The following is a 25,705-nucleotide window of genomic DNA, read 5'->3' as shown; positions in this document are numbered from 1 at the left end:
GCACACCCCGCACCACCCCTTATGTCCCGCTATCCCCCTGTACCTCTGTACCTCCCACTCCCCATGCCCCTCCCTCCCCAATGTTCAGGAGCGATCCATGCGAACCCAGAGCCGACGGCGGCCACCGCGAGCGACACTCGCCCTGGCCGCCGCAGGGACGCTGCTCGCCCCGCTGCTCTCCGGCTGCTGGGTCGGGGCGGGCGGGGCCGGTTCGGGCGGCGACTCCATCAATGTGCTGATGGTCAACAACCCGCAGATGACGGAGTTGCAGAAGCTCACCGCCGCGCACTTCACCAAGGAGACCGGCATCAAGGTGAACTTCACCGTGCTGCCGGAGAACGACGTCCGCGACAAGATCAGCCAGGACTTCGCCAACCAGGCGGGCCAGTACGACGTGGCCACCCTGTCCAACTACGAGATCCCGATCTACGCCCGCAACGGCTGGCTGCGTCCGGTGGACTCCTACGTCGCCCGGGACCCGGGCTTCGACCAGCAGGACGTACTGGCCCCGATGCGCCAGTCCCTCACCGCCGACGACGGCAAGCTCTACGGCGAGCCCTTCTACGGCGAGTCGTCCTTCCTCATGTACCGCAAGGACGTCTTCGCGGCCAAGGGCCTGACCATGCCCGCCCACCCCACCTGGCGGCAGGTCGCCGACCTGGCCGCGAAGGCGGACGGCGCCCGGCCCGGCATGAAGGGCGTCTGCCTGCGCGGACTGCCCGGCTGGGGCGAGCTGATGGCACCGCTCACCACGGTCGTCAACACCTTCGGCGGCACCTGGTTCGACCAGGACTGGAAGGCGCACCTGGACTCCCCCGAGTTCACCGGGGCGACGAAGTTCTATGTCGACCTGGTACGGCAGCACGGCGAGTCCGGCGCCGCCCAGTCCGGCTTCGCCGAATGCCTGAACAACATGACCCAGGGCAAGGTCGCCATGTGGTACGACGCCACCAGCGCGGCCGGCCTGCTGGAGGCCAAGGGCTCCCCCGTCAAGGGCAAGGTCGGCTACGCCCCCGCGCCGGTGGAGAAGACCGCGTCCTCCGGCTGGCTCTACACCTGGGCCTGGGGCATCCAGAAGGCGTCCCGCAACCCGGACAAGGCGTGGAAGTTCGTCTCCTGGGCCTCCGGCAAGGGGTACGAGCGGCTGGTCGGCGAGACGAGCGGCTGGTCGAACGTCCCGGCGGGCAAGCGCGCCTCCACCTACCTCATCCCCGCCTACCGCGCGGAGGCCGCCGCCTTCCAGGAGCGCACCAAGGACGCGATCGCGAACGCCCGCCCCAACGACCCGGGCGTCCAGCCCCGGCCCGCGCCCGGCATCCAGTTCGTCGACATCCCCGAGTTCACCGACCTCGGCACCAAGGTCTCCCAGGAGATCAGCGCGGCCGTCGCCGGACGCCAGTCGGTCGAGTCCGCCCTCGCGAAGGCCCAGCGGCTCGCCGAGAAGATCTCCAAGGAGTACGAGGGACGATGACCGCCACGACCACGGCCCCCGTGGCCGCCACCCAGCCGCTCACGGGCCGCCGGACCTCACCCCGGCTGCGCGCCTGGGCCACCCGCGCCCCGCTGCTGCCCGCCCTCGTCTTCATGATCGCCGTGACCCAGCTGCCGTTCGTGGCCACGCTGGTGATCTCCTTCTTCGACTGGAACGCCCTCTATCCCAAGGCCCGCCGCTTCACCGGGCTCGACAACTACCAGCAGGTGCTCACCGACGCGGACCTGCGCCACTCGGTGTGGACGACCGTGCTGCTGACCGTGGGGGTGGTGCTGGCCAGCCTGGTCCTGGGCCTCGCCCTCGCCCTGCTGCTGGACCGCCGCTTCCCCGGCCGGGGCGCCGTGCGCACCCTGCTGATCGCGCCGTTCCTGGTGGTGCCGGTCGCCGCCGCCCTGCTGTGGAAGCACGTCCTCTACAACCCGGAGTACGGCCTGCTCAACGGCCTGCTGCACTACGTGGGCGGCCCGCAGCCCGACTGGATCTCGAACACCCCGCTGCTCGCGGTCGAGGCCTCACTGGTGTGGCAGTGGACGCCGTTCATGATGCTGATCCTGCTGGCCGGGCTCCAGAGCCGTGACCAGCAGCAGATCGAGGCCGCCCGGGTCGACGGGGCCGGCGACTGGCAGATCTTCGTCCATCTGACCCTGCCGCACCTGCGCCGCTACCTCGAACTCGGCGCGCTGCTCGGCTCGATCTACATCGTGCAGAACTTCGACGCGGTGTTCACCCTCACCTCCGGGGGCCTGGGCACCGCCAACCTGCCCTACACCGTCTACCAGAGCTTCTACCAGGCCCACGAGAACGGACTGGCCTCCGCCGCCGGTGTCCTGGTCGTCATCGGCTCGATCCTCATCGCGACCTTCGCCCTGCGCGTGGTCTCGTCCCTGTTCCGCGAGGAGGTGTCCCGCGCATGAACGCCCTCAAGCGCAACGGTCTCGGCCTCGTGGCCTGGCTCGCCGGGATCGTGTTCTTCCTGCCCATCGCCTGGATGGCGCTGACGTCCTTCCACTCCGAGTCGGACGCGGCGACCAACCCGCCGTCCTTCGCCGCCTCCCTGACCCTGGACGGCTACCGCGAGTTCTTCGGCAGCGGCGGCGGGGCCAGCCCCTGGCCCGCGCTCGCCAACTCGGCGGTCGCCTCGGTGGCCTCGACGCTGCTCGTCCTCGTCCTGTCCCTGCCGGCGGCGTACGCGCTGTCGATCCGGCCGGTGCGCAAGTGGACGGACGTGCTGTTCTTCTTCCTGTCCACCAAGATGCTCCCGGCGGTGGCGGGCCTGCTGCCGATCTACCTGTTCGCCAAGAACACCGGGATGCTGGACAACATCTGGCTGCTCGTCATCCTCTACACCTCGATGAACCTGCCGATCGCGGTGTGGATGATGCAGTCCTTCCTCGCCGAGGTGCCGGTCGCCGTCATCGAGGCGGCCCGGGTCGACGGGGCCCGGCTGCCCACGATCCTGGCCCGGGTGGTGGCCCCCATCGCCGTCCCCGGGATCGCGGCCACCGCGCTGATCTGCTTCATCTTCAGCTGGAACGAGCTGCTCTTCGCCCGGGTCCTGACCGGCGTGGTCGCCGAGACCGCCCCCGTCTTCCTGACCGGCTTCATCACCAGCCAGGGCCTGTTCCTGGCGAAGGTGTGCGCCGCGTCGCTCGTCATCTCCCTGCCGGTGCTCGCCGCGGGGTTCGCCGCCCAGGACAAACTCGTCCAGGGCCTGTCGTTGGGAGCCGTGAAATGAAGGCCGCCGTCATCGAGTCCGTGGGCCGCGCCGTCGTCACCGAGGTCCCCGACCCGACGCCAGGGCCGCGCGAGGTCGTCGTGGAGGTCGCCGCGTGCGGGCTGTGCGGCACCGATCTGCACATCCTCCAGGGCGAGTTCGCGCCCAAGCTGCCGATCGTGCCGGGCCACGAGTTCGCCGGCCGGGTGGTCGCCGTGGGCACCGGTGTCACCGAGGTCGCCGAGGGCGACCGGGTGGCGGTGGACCCCTCGCTGTACTGCTACGAGTGCCGACAGTGCCGTACCGGCCACAACAACCTGTGCGAGCGCTGGGCCGCCATCGGCGTCACCACCGCGGGCGGCGCCGCCCGCTACGCCCTGGCGCCGGTCGCGAACTGCGTGAAGCTGCCCGACCATGTGCGCACCGAGGACGCCGCGCTGATCGAGCCGCTGTCCTGCGCGGTGCGCGGCTACGACGTCCTCCGGTCCCGGCTGGGCGCCCATGTGCTGATCTACGGCTCCGGGACGATGGGCCTGATGATGCTGGAGCTGGCCAAGCGCACCGGCGCGGCGAGCGTCGACGTGGTCGACCTGAACCCGGCCCGCCTGGAGACGGCGCGCGGCCTCGGCGTCTCGGCGTCCGCCGCGAACGCGGACGAGCTGGACCGCCCCGAGGGCTGGGACCTGGTCATCGACGCCACCGGCAACGCGGCGGCCATCCAGGACGGCCTGGACCGGGTCGCCAAGGCGGGCACGTTCCTCCAGTTCGGCGTGGCCGACTACGCCACCCGCGTGCAGATCGACCCGTACCGCATCTACAACCAGGAGATCACCATCACGGGCTCCATGGCGGTCCTGCACAGCTACGAGCGCGCGGCGGAACTGTTCGCGGGGGGCGTCCTGGACCCGGACGTCTTCATCAGCGACCGCCTGCCGCTGGACAGCTACCCGCAGGCGCTGGAGCAGTTCGCGGCGGGCGTCGGCCGCAAGATCGTGGTCGTGCCCTGACCCGAGCCCGGGGATCGTGAGCCCGGGGATCGTGAGCCCGGGGGATCGTACGGGGCATGCGGGGGGCGGGGCGGGCGGAAATCCGCTGGGACCGTCCGCCCCGCCGCCGTACGATCCCCCGCATGCCCCGACCCCACGGCTTCGCCTGTGCCGCCGACGGCGACGGCACCGTCCGCATCACCCACCAGGGCCGCGCGGCGGCCACCCTCAGGGGCCCGCGCGCCGCCCGCTTCCTCGCCGAGGTCGCCGCGGGCGATCCCCAGCTCGTCATGGCCCGCTGGACCGGCAACTACCGGCGCGGCAACGAGCGCACCGCACGCGAGCATCCACGCAACCGCCGCTGACCTGCGCGGACGATGACCAGGCCGCCGTGGACGCACCCGAATGGAGGGTAAGGGAACGGTAAAGCACCCTCGCTCGTTACACCCGGCATGACAGCTATGACCCCCGGCTCGAACATCCCCCTGCCCACCGCCCGCGTCACGGTGGACGTGGCCGCTCCGGTGCGGCTGGACGTTTCGGGCCTGCTGCTCACCGCCGACGGCAAGGTGCGCTCGGACGACGACTTCATCTTCTACAACCAGCCCTCCGGTCCGGGCGTCACCCACCGCTCGGGCGGCGGCAGCGCGCCGGACGCGATCACCGTCGACACCTCCGCCGTGCCGCCGGGCATCGAGAAGATCGTGGTCACCGCCAGCCCGGACGCCGCCGGGCAGACCTTCCAGGGCATCGAGCCCACGGCCACCCTGCGCGACGCGGACAGCGGCGCCGCGCTGGCCACGTTCACCCCGCCCCGGCTGGGCACCGAGACGGCGCTGGTCGTCATGGAGATCTATCTGCGCGCCGGCCAGTGGAAGGCACGGGCCGTCGGCCAGGGGTACGCCGACGGGCTCGCGGGCATCGCGACCGACTTCGGCGTCAGCGTCGAGGAACCGGCGTCCGCACCGGCGGCGCCCGTCGCACCGCCCGCCCCGGCCGCGGCCCCGCCGCAGCCCCTCACCCCGCCGCAGCCGATGGCGCCGCCGCCGCCCGCCCCGCCCGCGCCGCCTGCCCCGCCCGCCCCCGGCGCCGGGAAGGTCAATCTGGACAAGGGCCGCGTCAGCCTCCAGAAGAACCAGACGGTGTCCCTGGTCAAGGGCGGCCGCCCGCTGCTGTCCCAGGTGAAGATGGGTCTCGGCTGGGAGCCCGCGTTCCGGGGCGCGGACATCGACCTGGACGCCTCCGTCATCGCCTACGGCCCGCAGCGCAACCACATCGACAGCTGCTATTTCGGCAAGCTGTCCATCCTGGGCGGCGCGGTGAAGCACTCAGGCGACAACCTCACCGGCGAGGGCGCGGGCGACGACGAGGTCATCGTGGTGGACCTCGGACGGCTCCCCCAGGAGGTCACCGGCCTGGTCTTCACGGTCAACTCCTTCTCCGGCCAGAAGTTCACCGAGGTCGCCAAGGCGTACTGCCGCCTGCTGGACGCCGCCACCGGCGAGGAGCTGGTCCGCTTCGACCTCACCAACGCCGAGGCCCAGACCGGCGTGATGATGGCCAAGCTGGTCCGGCAGTTCTCCGGCGAGTGGGACATGACCGCCATGGGCGACTTCGTCAAGGCCCGCACGGTACGGAACATGGTGAAGCCGGCGGCCCAGGCGCTGTAGCGGCACCCTGGGTCAGGGCGTCCCGGCACCGCCCGGTGCCGGGACGTCCGGGCGCCCGGGACCGGCCACCGGCCACGCCCGCCCCCGCGCCCGGCTCCCCCGCGGCCACGGACCCTCACGACGCCCGCAGGCCCTCCAGCAGCAGCGTCAGATAGCGGCGCAGGTGCGCGCCCTGCCCGTCCGCCAGCTCCGCGGCCGTCGCCACGCCGTGCGCCAGCCGCAGCAGTTCGACCGGTTCCAGGTCCGCCCGCAGGGTGCCCGCGCGCCGGGCGGCCTCCGTCAGTCGGGCCGCGGCGCCCATGAGCGACGTACCGCAGACGGTGACCGCCGTCGTGCTGCCGTCCGTGACCGCCGAGCCCAGCAGCGCCTTCAGCCCGCGCGCCTCGATCGTCCAGGCGCACAGCTCGTACAGCCACTGCGACAGCGCCTCGCCCGGCGCCAGCCGCTCCGCCAGCTCGTCCGCGCGCGCGGCGATCGCCTCGACCCGGCCGACGAAGGCCGCCTCCAGCAGCGCCTGCCGGTTCGGGAAGTGCCGGTACAGCGTCCCGGAACCGACCCCGGCCCGCTTGGCGATGTCATCGAGCGAGGCGTTCTCACCGTGCTCGGTGAAGGCCCGGAGGGCCACCTCCAGCAGCCGTTCGTAGTTCCGCCGGGCGTCCGCCCGCATGGGTCTGACCTGCGCCATCCGCATACTCCTCGGGGACCGGAGGCCGTCTCCAGAATGTACCGGAGCCGGAGCGGGCACCTCCCCGCCCGCCCTCTCCCGGAGCCCCCCAGGCCCCGCCCGGCCACGTCCCGCAGCCGCTCAGCCCCCGTGCGCGGAGCGCGCCTTGAAGGCCGCCTTGCGGGCCTCCTTGGCGATCTTCTTGTCCGGGTGCAGCCGGCCCATGGCCTCCAGGACGTCGGCGGTGTGCGGATGGTCCACCCGCCAGGCCGCGGCGAAGAACCCGCTGTGCTGCTCGGCGAGCCCCTGCACCAGCGCGAGCAGCTCCTCCGAGTCGCCCTCGGCGGCCAGTTGCGCCGCCACCGTGTCGATGGTGAGCCAGAAGACCATGTCCTGGGAGGGCGGCGGTACGTCGGGCAGGCCCCGCTCGGTCAGCCAGACCCGGGCCAGACCGCCCAGTTCGGCGTCGCCGAGCACCTCGCGCAGCGCCGGTTCGGCCACCACGCCCACCAGGGACAGGGCCTGCTGGCAGCGCAGCCGCCGCAGCGGGCCCCCGGCGTCCGCGCCGCGGGCCGCGGCGAGCAGTTCACGGGCGGCGGCCAGCGGTTCGCGGCGGGCGAGCCACTGCTCGGTCTCGGCGTGCGCGGCCGGGGGCGGGAAGACGGCGGTGCCGTCCAGCAGCGCGTCGGCGCCCTTGTCCGCGAGGTCACCGACGGCCGGGGCGTCGTGCCCGGCCTCCAGCAGCCGCGCCCGGATGCCGTACAGGCCGAGCGGGGTGAGCCGCACCATGCCGTAGCGGGCGACGTCCACGTCGTCGTCGGACCCCGGCGCCGAGGCGGCGGGCCCGCCGCCGTCCGTGCCGGACTCGGCGTCCTCCAGCAGGGCTTCGTCCACCGGCCGGTGGACGACGAGCCCGATCGGCTCCAGCAGCCGGAACTGGTCGTCCAGCCGCATCATGGCGTCGGAGACCTGCTCCAGTATGTCGTCGGTGGGCTCACCCATGTCGCTGGGCACGATCATGGAGGCGGCGAGCGCGGGCAGCGGCACCGGCCCGGCGCCCGGCCCGCTCTCGCCGACGGTCAGCAGATACAGATTGGCCAGCACCCCGTCCAGGAACTCCGCCTCGGCCTGCGGGTCCCAGTCGAGGGCGGAGAGGTCGACGGCGCCGCCCTCGTCCATGGCGTCGATCAGGCCGTCCAGGTCGGGCACGCTCGCGTCGGCCAGGACGGCGTCCAGCGCGGTCAGCCAGAGTGTGAGCACGTCGTGCGGCGAGCCGCCGGTGAGCCGCCGCAGCTCCGCGCCCGCCGCGACGGTGCCCTCCTCCTCGTCGGTGATCTCGACGAGTCCGGTGTCGACGGCCATCCGCCATGCCTCGCTCGCCGAGGCCGCCGCGTCGTCGCCGCTCAGCCCCAGCTCCCCGGCGGCGGCGGGCAGTTGCTCGGGCAGCAGCGCGCCGCCCGCGTCGACCCGGGTGGCGGGAGAGGCCCAGCGGGCCAGCCGGGCGGCCCGGGACAGCAGCGGAGCGGCGAGGGCGTCCCGGGCCAGCTCCGGTTCGGAAGCCAGCCGCACCGGCGGCAGCGGGGACGTGTCTGACATCGGCGGGTTCTCCTAGGACCTGATGGACCGGGGGTTGCGCACCCCGGACCGGTGAAGCCTGACGACTCGACCGCTCAGCCTAGACGGATTTCCACCCATGCCGCCCGGTTCATCTCCCCGACGCTCTTCGTACATGGCCGAAACCTTGACAACGCCCCTGGCTCCGCAGGAGATTGACGCGCGTAGACATTCGGGGGACAACTGTCCACCGAGCGCGCTGCGTGCCACGGCCGCCCCGGTCGCGGCATCCTGTTCCCCGCTCCACCCTCGTCCCGGCGCTTCTGTACGTCCCCGGAGGGATTCCGTTGCCGAGCAAGTCTTCCGCCCGCCTCGCCGCGCTGACCGTCGCCGCCGTGTGCTCCGCGGCGGCGGTCACCCAGATGATCGTGCTCCCCGCGCCCGCACACGCGGACTCCGTGCGCATCCATGACATCCAGGGCACCACCCGGATCTCCCCGTACGCCGGCCGGCAGGTCTCCGACGTGGCCGGAATCGTCACCGGGGTGCGCACCTACGGCGCCTCGAAGGGGTTCTGGATGCAGGACCCCCACCCCGACGCCGACCCGGCCACCAGTGAGGGCGTCTTCGTCTTCACCGGCTCCGCCCCGAAGGCCGCCGTCGGCGACTCCGTCACGGTCACCGGCACCGTCTCCGAGTACGTGCCCGGCGGCACCTCCTCGGGCAACCAGTCGATCACCGAGATCACCAAGCCGGCCGTCACCGTGGTCTCCTCCGGCAACGCCGTCCCGGCCCCGGTCGTCATCGACGCGAAGTCGGTCCCGGCCGCCTACACCCCGGCCGGCGACAGCGCGGCGGGCGGCTCGATCGACGCCCTGCCGCTGCGCCCGAAGCGCTACGCCCTGGACTACTACGAGTCCCTGGAGGGCATGAACGTCCAGGTCAAGGACGTCCGCGTGGTCACCGCCAGCGACCCGTACACCGAGCTGTGGGTCACGGTGAAGCCGCACGAGAACGCCAACAGGCGCGGCGGCACGGTGTACGGCTCCTACACCTCGCAGAACACCGGCCGGCTCCAGATCCAGTCGCTCGGCGCCACCGCCGACTTCCCGGTGGCGGACGTCGGCGACACCCTGCGCGGCACCACCGCCGGGCCGCTGGACTACACCCAGTACGGCGGCTACACCCTGGTGGCCAACCGCATCGGCGCCCTGGAGAGCGGCGGCCTGCGCCGCGAGAGCACCCGCAAGCAGTCCCGCGACGAGCTGGCCGTGGCCACCTACAACGTGGAGAACCTGGACCCGTCCGACACCACCTTCGCGGCGCACGCCTCCGCGATCGTGAACAACCTCCGCTCGCCCGACATCGTGTCCCTGGAGGAGATCCAGGACGACAACGGCGCCACCGACGACGGCACCGTCACCGCGGGCGTGACGATGGCCAAGCTGATCGACGCCATCGTCGCGGCGGGCGGCCCGCGCTACGAGTGGCGCTCCATCGACCCGGTCAACGACCAGGACGGCGGCGAGCCGGGCGGCAACATCCGCCAGGCGTTCCTGTTCAACCCGGCCCGGGTCTCCTTCACCGACCGCCCCGGCGGCGGCTCCACCACCGCCGTGGGCGTCACCCGGGTGCACGGCAGGGCCGCCCTGACCTCCTCGCCGGGCCGGATCGACCCGGCGAGCGAGGCGTGGAAGTCCAGCCGCAAGCCGCTGGCCGGCGAGTTCGTCTTCCACGGCCGTACGGTCCTCGTGATCGCCAACCACTTCGCCTCCAAGGGCGGCGACCAGGGACTGACGTCCACGTACCAGCCGCCGGTGCGCAGTTCGGAGACGCAGCGGCACCTCCAGGCGACCGAGGTGAACTCCTTCGTCAAGGACATCCTGAAGGTCCAGCGCGACGCGGACGTGATCGCCCTCGGCGACATCAACGACTTCGAGTTCTCCGGCACCGCACAGATCCTGGAGGGCCGGGGCGAGCTGTGGTCGGCGATCAAGTCGCTGCCCAGGAGCGAGCGGTACACCTACGACTACCAGGGCAACGCGCAGGTCCTCGACCAGATCCTGGTCAGCCCCTCGATCCGGCACGGCCGCTTCGCGTACGACAGCGTGCACATCAACTCGGAGTTCCACGACCAGATCAGCGACCACGACCCGCAGGTGCTGCGCTTCCGCCCGTAGGCCATGCCAGGGCGCACGGCCCCGGTCCCGTATCCGCCCCTCAGGCGGGTACGAGACCGAGCGCGTGCTCGTACCGGCTCACCGTGCTGCTCCGGACGCCGGGCCAGGTCTGCACGCGCTTCCACTGCGCGGTCGCCGACCCGACGCCGTCACCCGGGGCCGCGAGCGCCGCGCGGTGGGCTTCCGCACTCTCCCACTCGGCGTAGTTCAGCACCCGCCGGCCGTCGGTGCTCAGATGGAAGTGGGCGGCGATGGCGCCGGGGCGTGGCGCGGGGTCGCTCTCCAGGGCCTCGAAGACGGCGTCGACCCAGGCCCGCTGCCGGTCCGGGTCGGGCCCGTCGAACTCGACGTCGACGACCACGAGGCAGCCGGGCACCCGGCGGTCCCGCCCCGCGGGGCCGCCGCGGGCGGTGCTCCGGTGGTGCCGGAACCGGCCGAGCCCGACCCGCTCGATCCCGGGCACGGCGACGTCGATCTCGTCGACCCGCTCCTGCCGCCGGGTCCGTACGAACGCCTCGAACTCCTGCTCGCTCGCCCACTGCGAGTGGTGCAGCAGCGTGGTGCCGTCCTCGCCCGTGTAGACGTGGTAGGAGATCAGCCCGTCCGCGGGCCAGGGACGGCGCTGCCAGGTCCCGGCGATCGCCTCGACCGTCGCCCGCTGCCGCTGCGGCGTGCCCACCCGCCAGGTACTGAAGAGCGGCGAGCCCACGCGCGGATCGGTGAGATCGGGGTGGTCGTCGGTGCGCAGGGTCGTACGCGGTACGGAACTCATCGGGGCCTCCGGTGATCGGCTGTCTGAGCGACACGATCACTCTCCGACCTCAACCAAGATTGAGGTCAAGCCCTGTCCGTGAGCCCTCCGGAAGCGCGGCGGGGTCACCTCTCCGGTCGGGCCCCGGCGCGGGGCGTCCGGGGGCGCGCGCACGACCGCGCGCCCCCGGAGACCCTGGACGGGTCTTCCGGGGGCGCGGTCGTCCCCTGTCGGCCGTACGCGCCGGGCCCGCGGATCAGCAGTGCGCGCGGCGCCGGTTGAGCAGCAGCCCCACCGCCAGGACCGTCGCTCCGGCCGCGCCCGCGAACAGCAGGGGGCGGGCGTTGCGGCGGACGGTCCGCACGGCGCTGTCCAGTGGCTGCCCGAGGGCGTCCGGTGCGTTGCGGGCCGTGAGCGCCGCCCGGTCCTGGGCGCGGTGTCCGACGTGGGCGGCGCCGCTGCGCAGCTGCACCGTCATCGCCCCGGCCCGGTCGCGCAGATCGGCCGCGCGGGCCTTGGTGCGGCCCTTCACATCGGCCTTGGCCGCCAGTTCCTCGACGGTGTCGCCGAGCCGGGTCCTGGTCCGCTCGATCTGCGCGCGCAGCTCGTCGGGCCCCTTGGCGCCGGGCGCCGTCGCGGCCTTGTCCGTCCCGTGCCTGCTGTCGGTCATCGGTGGTGTGCCCTTTCCTTGATCTCCTCGACATCCGCCCTGACACTGCCCAGTGCCCGCTGCGGCGTGGGCGGTCCGGCGCGGCGCAGCTGGGCGCGGCCGGTGAGGGCCAGCAGGCCCGCCAGCGCGAACAGCACACCGGTCACGATGAGTGCCGCGGCCCACACGGGCAGCACCAGGCTGAGCGCGGCGACGCCCGTGCCGGCGAGTGCGAACACGCCGACGTAGGCGAGGGCGCCCGCGGCCCCGAGGAGGCCGCCGCCGCGCCCCATGCGCCGGCCCTTCGCGGTCAGTTCCTCCTTGGCGAGGGCCACTTCCTGCCGGGCGAGCAGGGAAAGCTGTTCGGTGGCGTCGTGCACCAGCTCGCCCACCGAGCGGTCGCCCGCCGGAGCGTGCTCCGCGTGCACTGGTCTGGCATCGATGGTCCCGGTCACGGTGGACCGCCTCCTCTCGGTCGGAGGCCCGGGTACCCCGCGTCGCCCGCGCTACCCCTGGCCCGCGCCGCCGGGTCCGCGCTCGCCCAGCAGCGCCAGCCGGGTCTGGAACCAGTCGAGCCGGGCCTGCAACAGGGCCGCCTCCGCGACGAGTTCGGGCATCCCCGGCACGGCCTGGCTGCCCGGCCCGCCCGCTGCCGGAGCGGACTCCGCGCCCGCCGGACCCGGAAGGACCTCCGCGCCGGGGGCGGCCACGACCCGCAGCCCGTCCCCGGCGAGCCGCGCGAAGGCGGCGAACGTCACGGGCGTACGCCCGCGCACACAGCCCGCGCAGGTGGCGGCCAGGGCGCTGCGGCCGGGCCGGCCCCAGCCCGCGTCGGCCAGCGCGAGGGCGGGCGCGCCGCACGCGCAGGGCCCGACCGTCATCGTGCGCACCCGCTGGCGGGCCGAGCGGTAGCCGCGTTCGAAACGGATGTAGGCGCCGAGGACCGAGACCTCCAGAAGGACGGCGGCCCGGTGCTCCGTGATGCACAACAGGGCCTCGGCGGCGGCGCGTTCGCGCACGCAGTGGAAGCCGCAGTCGCACCGGCGCGCGGGCGGCCGGTGCCGCCGGCCGTAGACGCAGCCGGCGTCCGCGACGACGCCGTACGGCAGCGCGCCGCCGAGCGACACTCCGGTGAACCCGGCCCGGGTGCCGTCCCGCCACAGCACCGGGTGGGCGATCTTGTATCCGGTCGGCGGCTCCGCCGGGTGCTCCGTCGGCAGCCGCAGCCTCATCGGGCGGCCGGGACCTCTTCGGCGGCGGGGGTCTCTTCGGCGGAGACGGTGTCCTGCCGCTCCTCCAGGAGCGGTACGGGCCGTCCGGGCCGTACGAGGGTCTCCGCCTCCTCCGGCCGCGGCTGCTGCCGCTCCTCGGCGAATCCGGTGGCCAGTGCCTTTCCGAGCTTCATGACGCCTCCCATGAGCTGCCGGTCGGTGACCTCATGCCCATGGTGACCCATGACGGGCGACTTTGGACAGACCGCCCACGATTGAAGCATCACTTATCAATACGACGTAGAAGAATTAAGTGGTGCTGTACGTTCGGACTGCCGAGACTACCCCCATGACGACCACGCACCCCGCATCCGCCCCCACGCCCCCGCTGGGCCGCGCCCTGTGCGCGATGATCACGCCCTTCACCCCGTCGGGAGCGCTCGACCTGGACGGCGCCGCGCGCCTGGCCGACCACCTGGTGCGCGAGGGGTGCGACGGCCTCGTGCTGAACGGCACCACCGGCGAGTCGCCGACCACCACCGACACCGAGAAGGCCGAGCTGGTCCGGGCCGTCCGGGACGCGGTCGGGGACCGCGTCCGGCTCGTCGCGGGCGTGGGCACCGCCGACACCCGGCACACCACCGAGCTGGCCCTGGCCGCTCAGAAGGCCGGCGCCGACGCGGTGCTCGTGGTGGCGCCGTACTACAGCAGGCCGCCGCAGGACGCCGTCGAGGCCCACTTCCGCACCGTCGCGGACACCTGCGGGCTGCCCGTCGTGCTGTACGACATCCCCGCCCGCACCGGCACCCGCATCGAGACGGACACGCTGCTGCGCCTGGCGGAGCACCCGCGGATCACGGCGGTCAAGGACTGCTCCTACGACCTCCTCGGCGTCCAGAAGCTGCTGGCCCGCACCGATCTGGGCGTCTACGCGGGCTGCGACGAGCACAACCTCGCCCTGTACGCGGTCGGCGGCGCCGGATACATCAGCACGGTCGCCAACGCGGTCCCCGGGCGGCTGCGCGCCGTCCTGGACGCGTTCGACGCGGGCGACACCGCGGGGGCGGCCCGCGCCCAGCAGCGGGCCACGCACCTCATCGAGCTGACGATGTCCTCCGGGCTGCCCGGCGCGGTCACCGCGAAGGCCCTGCTCAGCGCGCTCGGCCTGCCCGCGGGCCCGGTCCGCGCCCCGCTGCTGCCCGCCTCCGAGGAGGCCACGGCCGCCCTGCTGACGGCGTACGAGGACCTGACCGCCCCCGCACTCCGCCCCGTACGCTGACCCGGTGAGCCGCCCCCTGCTGTTCCTCGACGTCGACGGCCCGCTCACCCCCTGACCGCCCCGGAACACGGCGAGGCACCGCTCCCCGGACGGGAAGGGTGCCTCGCCGTGGCCGCAATGGCTGCCGGGCGGTCAGTTGTGGCTGTGCAGCACGTCGTTGAGGCCGCCCCAGACCGCGTTGTTCGGGCGGGCCTCGACGGCGCCGGTGACCGAGTTGCGGCGGAAGAGGATGTTCGAGGCGCCGGAGAGCTCGCGGGCCTTGACGATCTGTCCGTCGGGCATGCTGACCCGGGTGCCCGCGGTGACGTAGAGGCCGGCCTCCACGACGCACTCGTCGCCGAGCGCGATGCCCACGCCCGCCTCGGCGCCGATCAGGCAGCGCTCGCCGATGGAGATGATCACGTTGCCGCCGCCGGAGAGCGTGCCCATGGTGGAGGCGCCGCCGCCGATGTCCGAGCCGTCGCCGACCACGACACCGGCGGAGATGCGGCCCTCGACCATGGAGGTGCCCAGGGTGCCCGCGTTGAAGTTCACGAAGCCCTCGTGCATCACGGTGGTGCCCTCGGCCAGGTGCGCGCCGAGGCGGACCCGGTCGGCGTCGGCGATCCGGACGCCCTTGGGGGCCACGTAGTCCGTCATGCGCGGGAACTTGTCGATGGAGGTCACCTGGAGGTGCAGGCCCTCGGCGCGCGCGTTGAGGCGCACCTTCTCGACGTCGTCCACGGCGACCGGGCCGAGCGAGGTCCAGGCGACGTTGGCGAGGTGGCCGAAGATGCCGTCCAGGCTCACGCCGTGCGGCTTGACCAGGCGGTGGGAGAGCAGGTGCAGCCGCAGATAGGCGTCGTGCGCGTCGAGCGGCTTGTCGTCGAGCGAGGCGATGACCGTGCGGACCGCGACCACCTCGACGCCCCGGCGGGTGTCCGGCCCGGTCGCCGCGGTCGCGCCGGCGCCGAGCAGTTCGGCGGCGCGCTCGGCGGACAGCCGCTCGGTACCGGCCGGGCCGGGCTCCGCCGTCAGCTCGGGAGCGGGGAACCAGGTGTCGAGGACGGTGCCGTCGGCGGCGATCGTGGCGAGTCCGGCGGCCACGGCGCCGGTGGTGCGGGGAGCAGTCTCGGTCATGGGGAAAACCTAACGTGGGGCGGGGTGCGGGAGCGAACCGTGTCTCACGTGCCGGGCGGCTCCGGTGGGATCAGCCGGGCCAGCGTCCCGCGGGCGTACTCCTCGTCGTAGGAACCGCCGGTCAGCAGTACCTGGAGGCAGATGCCGTCCACCGCGGCCACCAGGGCGCGGGCGGTGACCGGGTCGGTGTGCCGGGCCAGCAGGGCGGCGAGGCCGTCGGCCCACTCGGCGGCGACCGGGCGCAGGGCCGGGCGGCGCAGCGCGGCCAGATACAGCTCGTACTCCAGCTCGACCCCGGTGCGGTCCCCGGCCAGCCACTCCCCCATCGCGGCGGCGAGTTCCCGGGCCACGTCGGGGTGCGGGCCGCTCAGGGCGCCGCGCGCGGCGACGGCCGCGGCGAAGCCCTCGTCGGCCTGGCGCAGCGCGGCCACCAGCAGATCGTCGAGCGTGGCGAAGTGGTACGTGGTCGAGCCGAGCGGCACGTCGGCCTCGGCGGCGACCGTACGGTGACTGAGCCCCGCGATGCCCTTCGCCCCCACGACCCGGAGCGCCGCGTCGATGATCCGCTGCCGCCGGCCGGGATCGTGCCGCCGGGCCATCAGTGCGCGCCGCCCAGATTGAGCACCACCACACCGACGATGATCAGCGCGACCCCGGCGGCCTTGGTGAGCGTCATGCCCTCGCCCAGGAAGGCGACGCCGATGGCGGCGATGGCCGCGGTCCCGATGCCGGACCAGATGGCATACGCCGTACCGACGTTCAGCGTTTTGAGCGTCTGGGCGAGCAGCCCGAAGGAGATCAGATAGCCGAGCGCGGTCAGCACCGAGGGCCCCAGCCTGCTGAACCCCTCGCTGTACTTCATGGCGGTGGTGCCGGCGACCTCGGCGGCTATGGCTCCGGCAAGGAACAGGTATCCCATGTGTACGAGCGTACATAGCGGCGGGACGGCCCCGCGGCCGCGGGCGACGGGTTCCGGACACAGCAGAACGGCGGCACCCCCCGAGGGTGCCGCCGCCTGGCCGATGTGTCGCTCAGACGTTGAACCCGAGCGCCCGGAGCTGCTCGCGGCCGTCGTCCGTGATCTTGTCCGGGCCCCACGGGGGCATCCAGACCCAGTTGATGCGCAGCTCGTTGACGAGGCCGTCCGTGGCGGACTTGGCCTGGTCCTCGATCACGTCGGTGAGCGGGCAGGCCGCCGACGTCAGGGTCATGTCGACGGTCGCGATGTTGGCGTCGTCGACGTGGATGCCGTAGATGAGTCCCAGATTGACGACGTCGATGCCCAGTTCGGGGTCGACGACGTCCATCAGGGCCTCGCGGAGCTCCTCCTCCGAGGCCGGCTTCATCTCCACGGTCTCGCTCATGCGGTCTTCCTTTCGGCGTCGGCGCCGTCCAGCGCCTGGGCCGTCGCGTCCTTCCAGGCCATCCAGCTCAGCAGGGCGCACTTGACCCGGGCCGGATACTTGGACACCCCGGCGAACGCGACCGCGTCCTCCAGGATCTCCTCCATCGCGTCGTCGGGCTCGATCTTCCCCTTGGACTGCATCAGCTCCAGGAAGGTCTCCTGGATCTTCTGCGCCTCGGCGAGTTCCTTGCCGACCAGCAGGTCGTTCAGCACCGAGGCCGAGGCCTGGCTGATGGAGCAGCCCTGGCCCTCGTAGGAGACGTCCTCGATCGTGGTGCCGTCGTACTTCACACGGAGGGTGATCTCGTCGCCGCACGTCGGGTTGACGTGGTGCACCTCGGCGTCACCGTCCCGCAAGCCCCGCCCGTGCGGGTGCTTGTAGTGGTCCAGGATGACGTCCTGGTACATGGAGTCCAGCTTCACGCCTCAGCCCCTCATCCGAAGAAGTTCCGTACGTGCTCCAGGCCGTCGACCAGTGCGTCGATCTCGGCCGGCGTGGAGTACAGATAGAACGACGCCCGCGTGGTCGCAGGAATTCCGTAGCGCAGGCAGACCGGCCGGGCGCAGTGGTGGCCGACCCGGACGGCGATGCCCTGCTCGTCGAGGACCTGGCCCACGTCGTGCGGGTGGATGTCGCCGAGCGTGAAGGAGATCGCGGCACCGCGGTCCTCGGCCGTGGCGGGGCCGATGATCCGCAGGTCGGGGACCTCCGTCAGCCGCTTCACCGCGTACTCGGTGAGCGCCTGCTCATGGGCGAGGACCTTGTCCATGCCGATCGAGTTCAGGTAGTCGATCGCCGCGCCCAGGCCGATCGCCTGGGAGATCGGCGGGGTGCCCGCCTCGAACTTGTGCGGAGCGGGGGCGTAGGTCGAGGAGTGCATCGACACCGTCTCGATCATCTCGCCGCCGCCGAGGAACGGAGGCAGGTCCTCCAGCAGCTCCTGGCGGCCCCAGAGCACGCCGATGCCGGTCGGGCCGCACATCTTGTGGCCGGTGAAGGCCACGAAGTCGGCCTGGAGCGCCTGCACGTCCAGCGGCATGTGCGGGGCGGCCTGGGAGGCGTCGATGCAGACCAGGGCGCCGACCTCCTGGGCGCGGCGCACTATGGCCTCGACCGGGTTGTGGGTGCCGAGGATGTTGGAGACCAGCACGAAGGAGACGATCTTCGTCTTCTCGGTGATGACCTCGTCGATGTTCGACAGGTCCAGGCGGCCGTCGTCGGTCAGGCCGAACCACTTCAGCTTCGCGCCCGTGCGCTGCGCCAGCAGCTGCCAGGGCACGATGTTGGAGTGGTGCTCCATCTCCGTGATGACGATCTCGGTGTCGTGGTCAACCCGGTAGGGCTCGTCGGCCCAGCCCAGCATGTTCGCCACGAGGTTGAGCGATTCCGAGGCGTTCTTGGTGAAGATCACCTCGTCGCGGCTGGGCGCGTTGACGAACGCCGCGACCTTGTCGCGGGCGCCCTCGTACAGCGCCGTGGCCTCCTCGGCGAGCACGTGCACCCCGCGGTGCACGTTGGCGTTGTGCTGTTCGTAGTACTCGGACAGCACGTCGAGCACCTGGCGCGGGGTCTGGGAGGTCGCCGCGTTGTCCAGGTACACGAGCTTCTTGCCGTCGTGGACGAGTCGGTCCAGGACGGGGAAGTCCTTGCGGATCGCCTCGGTGTCGAGGAGGCCCGGCAGCTGTGTCACGCGGATGCGCCACCCTTCACGTATGCCTCGTAGCCCTCGTTCTCCAGCTTGTCGGCGAGTTCGGCGCCGCCGGACTCGACGATGCGGCCACCGGAGAAGACGTGGACGTAGTCGGGCTTGATGTAGCGCAGGATGCGCGTGTAGTGCGTGATCAGCAGGGTGCCGACCTCGCCGGTCTCGCGGACGCGGTTCACACCCTCGGAGACGATCCGCAGCGCGTCGACGTCCAGGCCGGAGTCCGTCTCGTCGAGGATCGCGACCTTCGGCTTGAGCAGTTCGAGCTGGAGGATCTCGTGGCGCTTCTTCTCACCGCCGGAGAAGCCCTCGTTGACGTTGCGCTCGGCGAAGGAGGGGTCCATGTGGAGCCGCTCCATGGTCTCCTTGACCTCCTTCACCCAGGTGCGCAGCTTGGGGGCCTCGCCGCGGATCGCGGTGGCGGAGGTGCGCAGGAAGTTGGAGACCGAGACGCCGGGGACCTCGACCGGGTACTGCATCGCCAGGAACAGGCCGGCGCGGGCGCGCTCGTCGACGGACATCTCCAGGACGTCCTCGCCGTCGAGGGTGACGGTGCCGCCGGTGATCGTGTACTTCGGGTGACCCGCGAGCGAGTAGGCGAGGGTCGACTTGCCGGAGCCGTTGGGGCCCATGATGGCGTGCGTCTCGCCCTGCTTCACGGTGAGGTCGACGCCCTTGAGGATCTCCTTCGTGGCGTTGTCGGCCTCGACGGTGACGTGCAGGTCTCGGATTTCAAGCGTTGCCATGGGTGCCTCAGGACTCCTGGGAGAGGGAGACGAGCACGTCGTCCCCTTCGATCTTTACGGGGTATACGGGGACGGGACGCGTCGCCGGAAGACTGTCGGGCTTGCCCGAGCGCAGGTCGAAGCGCGAGCCGTGCAGCCAGCACTCGATGTGGCAGTCGTCGACCTCGCCCTCGGAGAGCGAGACGTTCGCGTGCGAGCAGATGTCGTTGATGGCGAACACCTCGCCCTCGGTGTGCACCACGGAGATGGGCGTGCCGTCGAGTTCCACCCGCTTGGGGGTGTCCTCCTCCAGCTCGCTCAGCCCGCAGACGCGTACGAAGGTGCCGCTCATGCGACCGACGCCTCCAGCTCCTCCTCGATCCGGGTGAGCAGGCGCTCCTCGATGTCCTTGACACCGATCTGCTGGACCAGTTCGGCGAAGAAGCCGCGGACCACCAGGCGGCGGGCCTCGTGCTCCGGGATGCCGCGGGCCATCAGGTAGAAGAGCTGCTCGTCGTCGAAGCGGCCGGTGGCGGAGGCGTGACCGGCGCCGACGATCTCGCCGGTCTCGATCTCCAGGTTCGGCACGGAGTCGACCCGGGCGCCGTCGGTCAGCACCAGGTTGCGGTTCATCTCGTAGGTGTCGGTGCCCTCGGCGCTGGCCTCGATGAGCACGTCGCCGATCCACACCGCGTGCGCCTGCTCGCCCTGGAGCGCGCCCTTGTAGACCACGTTCGACTTGCAGTGCGGGGCGTCGTGGTCGACGAAGAGCCGGTGCTCCTGGTGCTGGCCCGCGTCGGTGAAGTACAGGCCGAGCAGTTCGGCCTCACCGCCGGGGGCGGCGTACGTCACGCGCGGGTGCAGCCGGACGACATCGCCGCCGAAGGTGACGACGACCGACTTGAGGGAGGCGTCCCGGCCGATCAGCGCGTTGTGCTGGCCCACGTGGACGGCCTTGTCGTCCCAGTCCTGGACGGAGACGACGGTGAGCTTGGCGCCGTCGCCCAGCAGGTAGTCGACGTTGGCGGCGAGCACCGCGTCACCGGTGTGGTCGATGACGACGACGGCCTCGGCGAAGGCCCCCAGCTCGATGACCTGGTGGCCGTAGGCGACCCCGCCCTCGCCGTGCACCGCGATGCGGATCGGCTCGGTGAGGACGGTCTCCTTGGGGACACTCACCACCGAGGCCGTCTCGAAGGCGGAGTACGCCTGCGCGGCGACCCGGTCGACCGGCGTGCCGGCCCTGCCGAGCCGCGCGTCGTCACGGCCGACGCTCTCCACGCTCACGCCCTCGGGCGCCTGGACGTCCACCTTCACGCCGCCGCCGGTGGCGGTCGCGGTGCCGTCGTGCAGGCCGCGCAGCCGCTCCAGCGGGGTGAACCGCCACTCCTCCTCACGGCCGTGCGGGACCGGGAAGTCCGCCACGTCGAAGGACGGCGGCGCGCTCATGCGCGTGGCGACGGTCGACTCCGCGGCGACCGCGATCTGGCCCGCGGTGGTGGAGCCCACGGGTGGGGGTGCCCCCTGTCCGAGCGGGGTCGCGGACTGGGGGGAGTTCTGAGCCTCAGCCATGGCTGTCGGTCTGCTCTCTTCCTACGTCGGTGTTCGCTGGCTGGTCGCTGCCCGGTGCGGTGGTCAGCCGACCGCGCCTTCCATCTGAAGCTCGATCAGCCGGTTCAGCTCCAGCGCGTACTCCATGGGGAGTTCCTTGGCGATCGGCTCGACGAAGCCGCGCACGATCATCGCCATCGCCTCGAACTCGGTCAGACCGCGGCTCATCAGGTAGAAGAGCTGGTCCTCGGAGACCTTGGAGACGGTCGCCTCGTGGCCCATGGACACGTCGTCCTCGCGGACGTCCACGTAGGGGTAGGTGTCGGAGCGGGAGATGGTGTCGACGAGCAGCGCGTCGCACAGCACGTTGGACTTGGAGCCCGCGGCGCCCTCGCCGATCTCGACCAGGCCGCGGTACGAGGTGCGGCCGCCGCCGCGCGCCACCGACTTGGAGACGATGTTGGAGGAGGTGTTGGGCGCCATGTGGACCATCTTGGAACCGGCGTCCTGGTGCTGGCCCTCGCCCGCGAAGGCGATGGACAGGGTCTCGCCCTTGGCGTGCTCGCCCATCAGGTAGACGGCCGGGTACTTCATCGTCACCTTGGAGCCGATGTTGCCGTCGATCCACTCCATGGTCGCGCCCTCGTAGGCGACGGCGCGCTTGGTGACCAGGTTGTAGACGTTGTTCGACCAGTTCTGGATGGTCGTGTAGCGGCAGCGGGCGTTCTTCTTGACGATGATCTCGACGACCGCGGAGTGCAGCGAGTCCGACTTGTAGATCGGGGCGGTGCAGCCCTCGACGTAGTGCACGTAGGCACCCTCGTCGACGATGATCAGGGTCCGCTCGAACTGGCCCATGTTCTCCGTGTTGATACGGAAGTAGGCCTGGAGCGGGATCTCCACGTGCACGCCCGGCGGGACGTAGATGAAGGAGCCGCCGGACCACACCGCGCTGTTCAGCGACGCGAACTTGTTGTCGCCGACGGGGATGACGGTCCCGAAGTACTCCTTGAAGAGCTCCGGGTGCTCCTTGAGGGCCGTGTCCGTGTCCAGGAAGATGACGCCCTGCTCCTCCAGGTCCTCGCGGATCTGGTGGTAGACGACCTCCGACTCGTACTGGGCGGCCACACCGGCGACCAGCCGCTGCTTCTCGGCCTCCGGGATGCCCAGCTTGTCGTAGGTGTTCTTGATGTCCTCGGGCAGGTCCTCCCAGGACTCCGCCTGCTTCTCCGTGGAGCGCACGAAGTACTTGATGTTGTCGAAGTCGATCCCCGACAGGTCCGAGCCCCAGTTCGGCATGGGCTTCTTCTCGAAGAGCTTCAGGCCCTTGAGGCGGAGCTTGGTCATCCACTCCGGCTCGGACTTCTTCGCGGAGATGTCCTTGACGACGTCCTCGTTCAGACCGCGCCGGGCGGAGGCACCGGCCTCGTCGGAGTCGGCCCAGCCGTATTCGTAGTTGCCCAGGCCCTCGAGTTCGGGGTGAGCAGTCTCCGTGGGGAGAGTCATGCGGGGTTCCTCCCGGCCGTGCTGGTGGATGCGGTGTCGCTTGTCTGGGAAATCCTGGGGATGAACGTCGTGCAGACGCCGTCGCCGTGGGCGATGGTCGCCAGTCGCTGGACGTGGGTACCCAGCAGCTCGGCGAAGATCTCCGTCTCCGCCTCGCACAGCTGCGGGAACTGTTCCGCGACATGGGCGACCGGGCAGTGGTGCTGGCAGAGCTGCTCGCCCTGCTGCGGGAGGGGCGCGCCGCGTGCGGTGGCAGCGTACCCGTCCAGGCTCAGCGCCTTGGCCAGTGCCTGGGCGCGCTGATCGGGACCGGCCCCCTCGATCGCCTTGCGGTAGGCGCGCGCCTGCGCGGCGAAGCGGGCCCGTGCGAAGGCGGCCACCGCCTCCGGGCCGCCCTCCCGCTCGGCGATCCAGCGCATCGCGTCCGCGGCGAGCTTGTCGTACGACTGGTCGAAGGCGTCCCGGCCGCAGTCGGTGAGCGCGAAGACCTTGGCGGGCCGTCCGCGCGTCCGCGCGCCGTACACCCGCCGCTCGCGGGCCTCCACGACGTCGTCGGCGACCAGCGCGTCCAGGTGACGGCGTACGGCCGCCTGGGTGAGCCCCAGCCGTCCGGCCAGCTCGGCGACGGTCGAGGGACCGTGGTCCAGGATGGACCGCGCGACCCGGTTGCGCGTGGAGCGCTCCCCGGTCGCCAGTTCCTCCTGCCGGGTCCCCGTGGGGGTCGCCCGAGCCTCGCCGACGTTTTTCACAACGCCATTGTTGCGTAATTCATCGGGGCCTGACAAGCGCCGCCGGGGCGGGCCGACGGTGCCCTGCGTCACTTAGGCATACCTAATCCGACCTGCGGAAACGGTCGGTGATCGATCAAACGGGTGGCGTCGGCACACCCGGTGCGCCACACTCCCGGACCATGCCCACACCCCCTCCGACCGGCCCACTTGTGACTCGCGACACCCTCGCCGAGGACCTGCGCGCCCTCGGCGTCCGGCCCGGCGAGACCCTGCTGACGCACTCCTCGATGAAGTCCCTCGGCTGGGTCTGCGGAAGCCGGGCCGCCGTCGTCCGTGGACTGCTCGACGCGCTCGGCCCGGACGGCACCCTCGTCGTCCCCGCCCAGAGCGGCGACCTGTCCGACCCGGCCCTGTGGTCGCGGCCGCCGGTGCCCGAGGCGTGGTGGGACACCATCCGCGCCGCCATGCCCGGCTACGACCCCGCCACCACCCCCACGCTCGGGGTCGGCGTCGTCCCCGAGACCGTCCGCACCTGGCCGGGCGCCCTGCGCAGCGCCCACCCCCAGACGTCGTTCGCCGCGATCGGCCCGCGCGCGCGGGAGATCACCGACGGGCACGCCACCGACTGCCGGCTGGGCGAGCGCAGCCCGCTGGCCCGCCTGGAGGCGCTCGGCGCGCGCGTGCTGCTGCTCGGCACCGGCTACGACACCTGCACCTGCTTCCACCTCGCCGAGTACCGCGTCCCCGCGCCGCGCGTGCGCGTGGGCAGGCCCGGACCGCACGGCTGGGAGACCGTGACCGAGGTCTCGATCGACTCCGGGTGCTTCGGTGAGCTCGGCCACGACTTCGAACGGGACCGGCCGGTCGTCCGCGGCACCGTGGGCGCCGCCGCGGCCCGGCTGTTCCCGCTGGCCGACGCGGTCGCCTACGCCGAGCGCTGGCTCGCGCTGCACCGTCCCCGTGAGGAGGACATCACGCACCCGGGCGCCTGAGAGGTCCGGCGCGTCCCTAGACTCTGGACCCATGCGAAGTGAGCCCGCCCGCCCGTCTCCCGACCACCGCCCCCCGGCGAGACGCTTCGCGCCGCAGCCGGTCGTCGAGATCCGCTCCCTGGTCAAGCGGTACGGCACGAAGACCGCGGTGGACGGCCTCGACCTGGTGGCCGGGGCGGGCGTCACCGCCGTGCTCGGTCCCAACGGCGCCGGCAAGACGACCACGGTCGAGACCTGCGAGGGGTACCGGAGGCCGGACTCCGGCACGGTGCGCGTCCTGGGCCTCGACCCGGTCGCCCAGTCCGCCGGGCTGCGCCCCCGGATCGGGGTGATGCTCCAGTCCGGCGGCGTGTACTCGGGGGCGCGGGCCGACGAGATGCTGCGCCACGTCGCTAAGCTGCACGCGCATCCGCTGGACGTGGACGCCCTGATCGAACGGCTGGGCCTCGGAAGCTGCGGCCGGACCGGCTACCGCAGGCTCTCCGGCGGCCAGCAGCAGCGGCTGGCGCTGGCCATGGCCGTGGTCGGCCGGCCCGAGCTGGTCTTCCTGGACGAGCCCACCGCCGGACTCGACCCGCAGGCCCGCCGCGCCACCTGGGACCTGGTCCGCGACCTGCGCACCGACGGGGTCTCCGTGATCCTCACCACGCACCACATGGACGAGGCCGAGCAGCTCGCCGACGACGTCGCGATCATCGACGCCGGCCGGGTCATCGCCCAGGGCTCCCCCGAGGAGCTGTGCCGCGGCGGCGCGGAGAACACCCTGCGCTTCAGCGGCCGCCCCGGACTGGACGTCGCCTCCCTGCTCAAGGCCCTGCCGCCCGAGTCCTCCGCGGCCGAGCTGACGCCCGGCGCCTACCGGGTGGTCGGCGAGGTCGACCCGCAACTGCTCGCCACGGTGACGTCCTGGTGCGCGCAGCACGGGGTGATGCCGGACCGGATCTCGGTCGAACGGCACACCCTGGAGGACGTCTTCCTCGAACTGACGGGCAAGGAGCTGCGCTCATGACCACCACCTCGGCCACCGGCTCGACCGCCGGGGCCTACGTGCCGCGGCCCGGTGCCGCCCCGCTGCCGCGCATGATCGCGGCGCAGGCGGCGCTGGAGACGAGGATGCTGCTGCGCAACGGCGAGCAGCTGCTGCTGACGGTGATCATCCCCGCGCTGCTGCTGGTGCTGTTCGGCTCGGTGGACATCGTGGACACGGGCGCGGGTAAGTCCGTGGACTTCCTCGCACCGGGGGTGCTGGCGCTCGCGGTGATGTCGACGGCGTTCACCGGACAAGCCATCGCCACCGGCTTCGAGCGCCGCTACGGCGTGCTGAAGCGGCTGGCGTCGTCACCGCTGCCGCGCTGGGGTCTGATGACCGCCAAGACGGCGTCGGTGCTGGTCACCGAGGTGCTCCAGGTGATCCTGCTGACCGTGATCGCCTTCGCCCTCGGCTGGTCCCCGCACGGCAACCCGCTGGTCGTGCTGGTGCTGCTGGTCCTCGGCACGGCCGCCTTCAGCGGGCTGGGCCTGCTGATGGCCGGGACGCTGAAGGCCGAGGCGACCCTGGCCGCCGCCAACCTGGTCTTCCTGCTGCTGCTCGTCGGCGGCGGGGTGATCGTGCCGCTGGACAAGTTCCCCTCCGGCGTCCAGGACGTCCTGGCCCTGCTGCCGGTCTCGGCGCTCTCCGACGGGCTGCGCGACGTTCTCCAGCACGGCGCGGGCATGCCCTGGGGCGACCTCGGGATCCTCGCCGTGTGGGCGGTGGCGGGGCTGGCCGCCGCCGCGAAGTTCTTCCGCTGGGAATAGGCACCGAAGACACCCATGGACCC

The 25,705-nt window shown here is 72.1% G+C and carries 29 protein-coding genes; 11 read left to right on the top strand and 18 right to left on the bottom strand.

The genetic code is table 11. The annotated features are described in order from the left end of the window. The first annotated feature begins 97 nt into the window (after positions 1 to 97). From B086_RS0117125 to B086_RS0117100, 6 genes are all read left to right on the top strand, one after another. The gene (locus tag B086_RS0117125) at positions 98 to 1,471 is read left to right on the top strand and encodes an ABC transporter substrate-binding protein (RefSeq protein ID WP_018567651.1); all 1,374 of its coding nucleotides are present in this window, start codon (positions 98 to 100) and stop codon (positions 1,469 to 1,471) included. Next, positions 1,468 to 2,406 (top strand): carbohydrate ABC transporter permease, encoded by a 939-nt coding sequence (locus tag B086_RS0117120; protein WP_018567650.1) that lies wholly within the window; start codon positions 1,468 to 1,470, stop codon positions 2,404 to 2,406. The genes B086_RS0117125 and B086_RS0117120 overlap by 4 nt, the downstream gene beginning before the upstream one ends. Then, positions 2,403 to 3,227, top strand: a complete 825-nt coding sequence (locus B086_RS0117115) for a carbohydrate ABC transporter permease (RefSeq protein ID WP_018567649.1) — start codon at positions 2,403 to 2,405, stop codon at positions 3,225 to 3,227. Before B086_RS0117120 ends, B086_RS0117115 begins: the two co-directional genes overlap by 4 nt. Continuing rightward, a complete protein-coding gene (locus B086_RS0117110) occupies positions 3,224 to 4,213 on the top strand; it encodes a zinc-dependent alcohol dehydrogenase family protein (protein ID WP_018567648.1) in 990 nt (329 codons plus the stop codon). The genes B086_RS0117115 and B086_RS0117110 overlap by 4 nt, the downstream gene beginning before the upstream one ends. A 122-nt stretch (positions 4,214 to 4,335) precedes the next feature. After that, positions 4,336 to 4,557: a hypothetical protein gene (locus tag B086_RS0117105; protein ID WP_018567647.1), complete on the top strand. Its 222-nt coding sequence runs from the start codon at positions 4,336 to 4,338 to the stop codon at positions 4,555 to 4,557. A 96-nt stretch (positions 4,558 to 4,653) separates the two neighbouring features. Next, the gene (locus tag B086_RS0117100; RefSeq protein ID WP_018567646.1) at positions 4,654 to 5,862 is read left to right on the top strand and encodes a TerD family protein; all 1,209 of its coding nucleotides are present in this window, start codon (positions 4,654 to 4,656) and stop codon (positions 5,860 to 5,862) included. A gap of 115 nt (positions 5,863 to 5,977) precedes the next feature. On the opposite strand, the gene B086_RS0117095 is transcribed toward B086_RS0117100, so the two are convergent. Both B086_RS0117095 and B086_RS0117090 read right to left on the bottom strand, forming a co-directional pair. Next, entirely contained in the window at positions 5,978 to 6,547 is a 570-nt protein-coding gene (locus B086_RS0117095; RefSeq protein WP_018567645.1) for a TetR/AcrR family transcriptional regulator, read from the bottom strand. Between the two features lie 120 nt (positions 6,548 to 6,667). After that, positions 6,668 to 8,122 carry a hypothetical protein gene (locus B086_RS0117090; protein WP_018567644.1) on the bottom strand — a complete coding sequence of 485 codons (1,455 nt, stop codon included), beginning with the start codon at positions 8,120 to 8,122 and terminating at the stop codon, positions 6,668 to 6,670. Positions 8,123 to 8,427: 305 nt separating this feature from the next. On the opposite strand from B086_RS0117090, the gene B086_RS0117085 reads away from it, so the two are divergent. Next, positions 8,428 to 10,260, top strand: coding sequence for an endonuclease/exonuclease/phosphatase family protein (locus B086_RS0117085; RefSeq protein WP_018567643.1), 1,833 nt, complete (start codon positions 8,428 to 8,430; stop codon positions 10,258 to 10,260). 40 nt (positions 10,261 to 10,300) lie between these two features. On the opposite strand, the gene B086_RS0117080 is transcribed toward B086_RS0117085, so the two are convergent. From B086_RS0117080 to B086_RS0117060, 5 genes are all read right to left on the bottom strand, one after another. Continuing rightward, positions 10,301 to 11,032 carry an antibiotic biosynthesis monooxygenase gene (locus B086_RS0117080; protein WP_018567642.1) on the bottom strand — a complete coding sequence of 244 codons (732 nt, stop codon included), beginning with the start codon at positions 11,030 to 11,032 and terminating at the stop codon, positions 10,301 to 10,303. A 235-nt stretch (positions 11,033 to 11,267) separates the two neighbouring features. Continuing rightward, the gene (locus tag B086_RS0117075; RefSeq protein WP_018567641.1) at positions 11,268 to 11,681 is read right to left on the bottom strand and encodes a DUF3618 domain-containing protein; all 414 of its coding nucleotides are present in this window, start codon (positions 11,679 to 11,681) and stop codon (positions 11,268 to 11,270) included. Continuing rightward, positions 11,678 to 12,115 (bottom strand): phage holin family protein, encoded by a 438-nt coding sequence (locus B086_RS0117070; RefSeq protein WP_026252508.1) that lies wholly within the window; start codon positions 12,113 to 12,115, stop codon positions 11,678 to 11,680. The genes B086_RS0117075 and B086_RS0117070 overlap by 4 nt, the downstream gene beginning before the upstream one ends. Positions 12,116 to 12,166: 51 nt before the next feature. Next, positions 12,167 to 12,892: a hypothetical protein gene (locus B086_RS0117065; RefSeq protein ID WP_018567639.1), complete on the bottom strand. Its 726-nt coding sequence runs from the start codon at positions 12,890 to 12,892 to the stop codon at positions 12,167 to 12,169. Next, positions 12,889 to 13,065, bottom strand: coding sequence for a hypothetical protein (locus B086_RS0117060; RefSeq protein WP_018567638.1), 177 nt, complete (start codon positions 13,063 to 13,065; stop codon positions 12,889 to 12,891). Before B086_RS0117060 ends, B086_RS0117065 begins: the two co-directional genes overlap by 4 nt. A gap of 155 nt (positions 13,066 to 13,220) precedes the next feature. Here B086_RS0117060 and dapA point away from each other — a divergent pair, with 155 nt between their 5' ends. Further along, entirely contained in the window at positions 13,221 to 14,150 is a 930-nt protein-coding gene (dapA, locus tag B086_RS0117055; RefSeq protein WP_018567637.1) for a 4-hydroxy-tetrahydrodipicolinate synthase, read from the top strand. A gap of 132 nt (positions 14,151 to 14,282) precedes the next feature. Here the strand turns inward: dapA and dapD are convergent, their stop codons facing one another. From dapD to B086_RS0117000, 11 genes are all read right to left on the bottom strand, one after another. Further along, positions 14,283 to 15,269 (bottom strand): 2,3,4,5-tetrahydropyridine-2,6-dicarboxylate N-succinyltransferase, encoded by a 987-nt coding sequence (dapD, locus tag B086_RS0117050; RefSeq protein WP_018567636.1) that lies wholly within the window; start codon positions 15,267 to 15,269, stop codon positions 14,283 to 14,285. Positions 15,270 to 15,313: 44 nt separating this feature from the next. Further along, positions 15,314 to 15,868 carry a TetR/AcrR family transcriptional regulator gene (locus tag B086_RS0117045; protein ID WP_018567635.1) on the bottom strand — a complete coding sequence of 185 codons (555 nt, stop codon included), beginning with the start codon at positions 15,866 to 15,868 and terminating at the stop codon, positions 15,314 to 15,316. Then, complete coding sequence (locus tag B086_RS0117040) at positions 15,868 to 16,188, bottom strand: DMT family transporter (protein ID WP_018567634.1); 321 nt, start codon at positions 16,186 to 16,188, stop codon at positions 15,868 to 15,870. The genes B086_RS0117045 and B086_RS0117040 overlap by 1 nt, the downstream gene beginning before the upstream one ends. Positions 16,189 to 16,300: 112 nt before the next feature. Beyond that, a complete protein-coding gene (locus tag B086_RS0117035) occupies positions 16,301 to 16,633 on the bottom strand; it encodes a metal-sulfur cluster assembly factor (RefSeq protein WP_009187969.1) in 333 nt (110 codons plus the stop codon). Then, on the bottom strand, positions 16,630 to 17,097 hold the full coding sequence (gene sufU / locus B086_RS0117030; RefSeq protein ID WP_018567633.1) for a Fe-S cluster assembly sulfur transfer protein SufU: 468 nt from the start codon (positions 17,095 to 17,097) through the stop codon (positions 16,630 to 16,632). The genes B086_RS0117035 and sufU overlap by 4 nt, the downstream gene beginning before the upstream one ends. 11 nt (positions 17,098 to 17,108) lie before the next feature. Continuing rightward, positions 17,109 to 18,365: a cysteine desulfurase gene (locus B086_RS0117025; protein WP_018567632.1), complete on the bottom strand. Its 1,257-nt coding sequence runs from the start codon at positions 18,363 to 18,365 to the stop codon at positions 17,109 to 17,111. Beyond that, complete coding sequence (sufC, locus tag B086_RS0117020; protein ID WP_018567631.1) at positions 18,362 to 19,126, bottom strand: Fe-S cluster assembly ATPase SufC; 765 nt, start codon at positions 19,124 to 19,126, stop codon at positions 18,362 to 18,364. The genes B086_RS0117025 and sufC overlap by 4 nt, the downstream gene beginning before the upstream one ends. Before the next feature lie 7 nt (positions 19,127 to 19,133). Continuing rightward, positions 19,134 to 19,457 carry a non-heme iron oxygenase ferredoxin subunit gene (locus B086_RS0117015; protein ID WP_018567630.1) on the bottom strand — a complete coding sequence of 108 codons (324 nt, stop codon included), beginning with the start codon at positions 19,455 to 19,457 and terminating at the stop codon, positions 19,134 to 19,136. Further along, the gene (gene sufD / locus B086_RS0117010; protein ID WP_086024229.1) at positions 19,454 to 20,677 is read right to left on the bottom strand and encodes a Fe-S cluster assembly protein SufD; all 1,224 of its coding nucleotides are present in this window, start codon (positions 20,675 to 20,677) and stop codon (positions 19,454 to 19,456) included. Before sufD ends, B086_RS0117015 begins: the two co-directional genes overlap by 4 nt. 63 nt (positions 20,678 to 20,740) lie before the next feature. Then, complete coding sequence (gene sufB, locus B086_RS0117005; RefSeq protein ID WP_018567628.1) at positions 20,741 to 22,162, bottom strand: Fe-S cluster assembly protein SufB; 1,422 nt, start codon at positions 22,160 to 22,162, stop codon at positions 20,741 to 20,743. Beyond that, positions 22,159 to 22,911: a helix-turn-helix transcriptional regulator gene (locus tag B086_RS0117000; protein WP_018567627.1), complete on the bottom strand. Its 753-nt coding sequence runs from the start codon at positions 22,909 to 22,911 to the stop codon at positions 22,159 to 22,161. The genes sufB and B086_RS0117000 overlap by 4 nt, the downstream gene beginning before the upstream one ends. Positions 22,912 to 23,072: 161 nt before the next feature. Between B086_RS0117000 and B086_RS0116995 the strand changes: the two genes are divergently transcribed. The 3 genes from B086_RS0116995 to B086_RS0116985 are packed head-to-tail and all read left to right on the top strand — an operon-like array spanning position 23,073 to position 25,682. Further along, entirely contained in the window at positions 23,073 to 23,885 is an 813-nt protein-coding gene (locus B086_RS0116995) for an aminoglycoside N(3)-acetyltransferase (protein ID WP_026252506.1), read from the top strand. 31 nt (positions 23,886 to 23,916) lie between these two features. Continuing rightward, positions 23,917 to 24,894 (top strand): ABC transporter ATP-binding protein, encoded by a 978-nt coding sequence (locus tag B086_RS0116990; RefSeq protein ID WP_018567625.1) that lies wholly within the window; start codon positions 23,917 to 23,919, stop codon positions 24,892 to 24,894. Beyond that, entirely contained in the window at positions 24,891 to 25,682 is a 792-nt protein-coding gene (locus B086_RS0116985; RefSeq protein WP_018567624.1) for an ABC transporter permease, read from the top strand. Before B086_RS0116990 ends, B086_RS0116985 begins: the two co-directional genes overlap by 4 nt. Positions 25,683 to 25,705: the final 23 nt, after the last annotated feature.

Origin of the sequence: Streptomyces sp. PsTaAH-124 (assembly GCF_000373685.1) — a bacterium.
GTDB classification, from domain to species: Bacteria; Actinomycetota; Actinomycetes; order Streptomycetales; family Streptomycetaceae; genus Streptomyces; species Streptomyces andamanensis.
Note: the sequence above shows the minus strand (reverse complement) of the source record. Positions and strands in the feature narration are given on the sequence as shown.

Excerpts from the sequence above, each read along its gene's own strand:
- B086_RS0117125 (WP_018567651.1), top strand. The coding sequence starts at position 98 with ATGCGAACCCAGAGCCGACGGCGGCCACCGCGAGCGACACTCGCCCTG.
- B086_RS0117120 (WP_018567650.1), top strand. The coding sequence starts at position 1,468 with ATGACCGCCACGACCACGGCCCCCGTGGCCGCCACCCAGCCGCTCACG.
- B086_RS0117115 (WP_018567649.1), top strand. The coding sequence starts at position 2,403 with ATGAACGCCCTCAAGCGCAACGGTCTCGGCCTCGTGGCCTGGCTCGCC.
- B086_RS0117110 (WP_018567648.1), top strand. The coding sequence starts at position 3,224 with ATGAAGGCCGCCGTCATCGAGTCCGTGGGCCGCGCCGTCGTCACCGAG.
- B086_RS0117105 (WP_018567647.1), top strand. The coding sequence starts at position 4,336 with ATGCCCCGACCCCACGGCTTCGCCTGTGCCGCCGACGGCGACGGCACC.
- B086_RS0117100 (WP_018567646.1), top strand. The coding sequence starts at position 4,654 with ATGACCCCCGGCTCGAACATCCCCCTGCCCACCGCCCGCGTCACGGTG.
- B086_RS0117095 (WP_018567645.1), bottom strand. The coding sequence starts at position 6,547 with ATGGCGCAGGTCAGACCCATGCGGGCGGACGCCCGGCGGAACTACGAA.
- B086_RS0117090 (WP_018567644.1), bottom strand. The coding sequence starts at position 8,122 with ATGTCAGACACGTCCCCGCTGCCGCCGGTGCGGCTGGCTTCCGAACCG.
- B086_RS0117080 (WP_018567642.1), bottom strand. The coding sequence starts at position 11,032 with ATGAGTTCCGTACCGCGTACGACCCTGCGCACCGACGACCACCCCGAT.
- B086_RS0117075 (WP_018567641.1), bottom strand. The coding sequence starts at position 11,681 with ATGACCGACAGCAGGCACGGGACGGACAAGGCCGCGACGGCGCCCGGC.
- B086_RS0117065 (WP_018567639.1), bottom strand. The coding sequence starts at position 12,892 with ATGAGGCTGCGGCTGCCGACGGAGCACCCGGCGGAGCCGCCGACCGGA.
- B086_RS0117060 (WP_018567638.1), bottom strand. The coding sequence starts at position 13,065 with ATGAAGCTCGGAAAGGCACTGGCCACCGGATTCGCCGAGGAGCGGCAG.
- dapA (WP_018567637.1), top strand. The coding sequence starts at position 13,221 with ATGACGACCACGCACCCCGCATCCGCCCCCACGCCCCCGCTGGGCCGC.
- dapD (WP_018567636.1), bottom strand. The coding sequence starts at position 15,269 with ATGACCGAGACTGCTCCCCGCACCACCGGCGCCGTGGCCGCCGGACTC.
- B086_RS0117045 (WP_018567635.1), bottom strand. The coding sequence starts at position 15,868 with ATGGCCCGGCGGCACGATCCCGGCCGGCGGCAGCGGATCATCGACGCG.
- B086_RS0117040 (WP_018567634.1), bottom strand. The coding sequence starts at position 16,188 with ATGGGATACCTGTTCCTTGCCGGAGCCATAGCCGCCGAGGTCGCCGGC.
- B086_RS0117035 (WP_009187969.1), bottom strand. The coding sequence starts at position 16,633 with ATGAGCGAGACCGTGGAGATGAAGCCGGCCTCGGAGGAGGAGCTCCGC.
- sufC (WP_018567631.1), bottom strand. The coding sequence starts at position 19,126 with ATGGCAACGCTTGAAATCCGAGACCTGCACGTCACCGTCGAGGCCGAC.
- B086_RS0117015 (WP_018567630.1), bottom strand. The coding sequence starts at position 19,457 with ATGAGCGGCACCTTCGTACGCGTCTGCGGGCTGAGCGAGCTGGAGGAG.
- sufD (WP_086024229.1), bottom strand. The coding sequence starts at position 20,677 with ATGGCTGAGGCTCAGAACTCCCCCCAGTCCGCGACCCCGCTCGGACAG.
- sufB (WP_018567628.1), bottom strand. The coding sequence starts at position 22,162 with ATGACTCTCCCCACGGAGACTGCTCACCCCGAACTCGAGGGCCTGGGC.
- B086_RS0116995 (WP_026252506.1), top strand. The coding sequence starts at position 23,073 with ATGCCCACACCCCCTCCGACCGGCCCACTTGTGACTCGCGACACCCTC.
- B086_RS0116990 (WP_018567625.1), top strand. The coding sequence starts at position 23,917 with ATGCGAAGTGAGCCCGCCCGCCCGTCTCCCGACCACCGCCCCCCGGCG.
- B086_RS0116985 (WP_018567624.1), top strand. The coding sequence starts at position 24,891 with ATGACCACCACCTCGGCCACCGGCTCGACCGCCGGGGCCTACGTGCCG.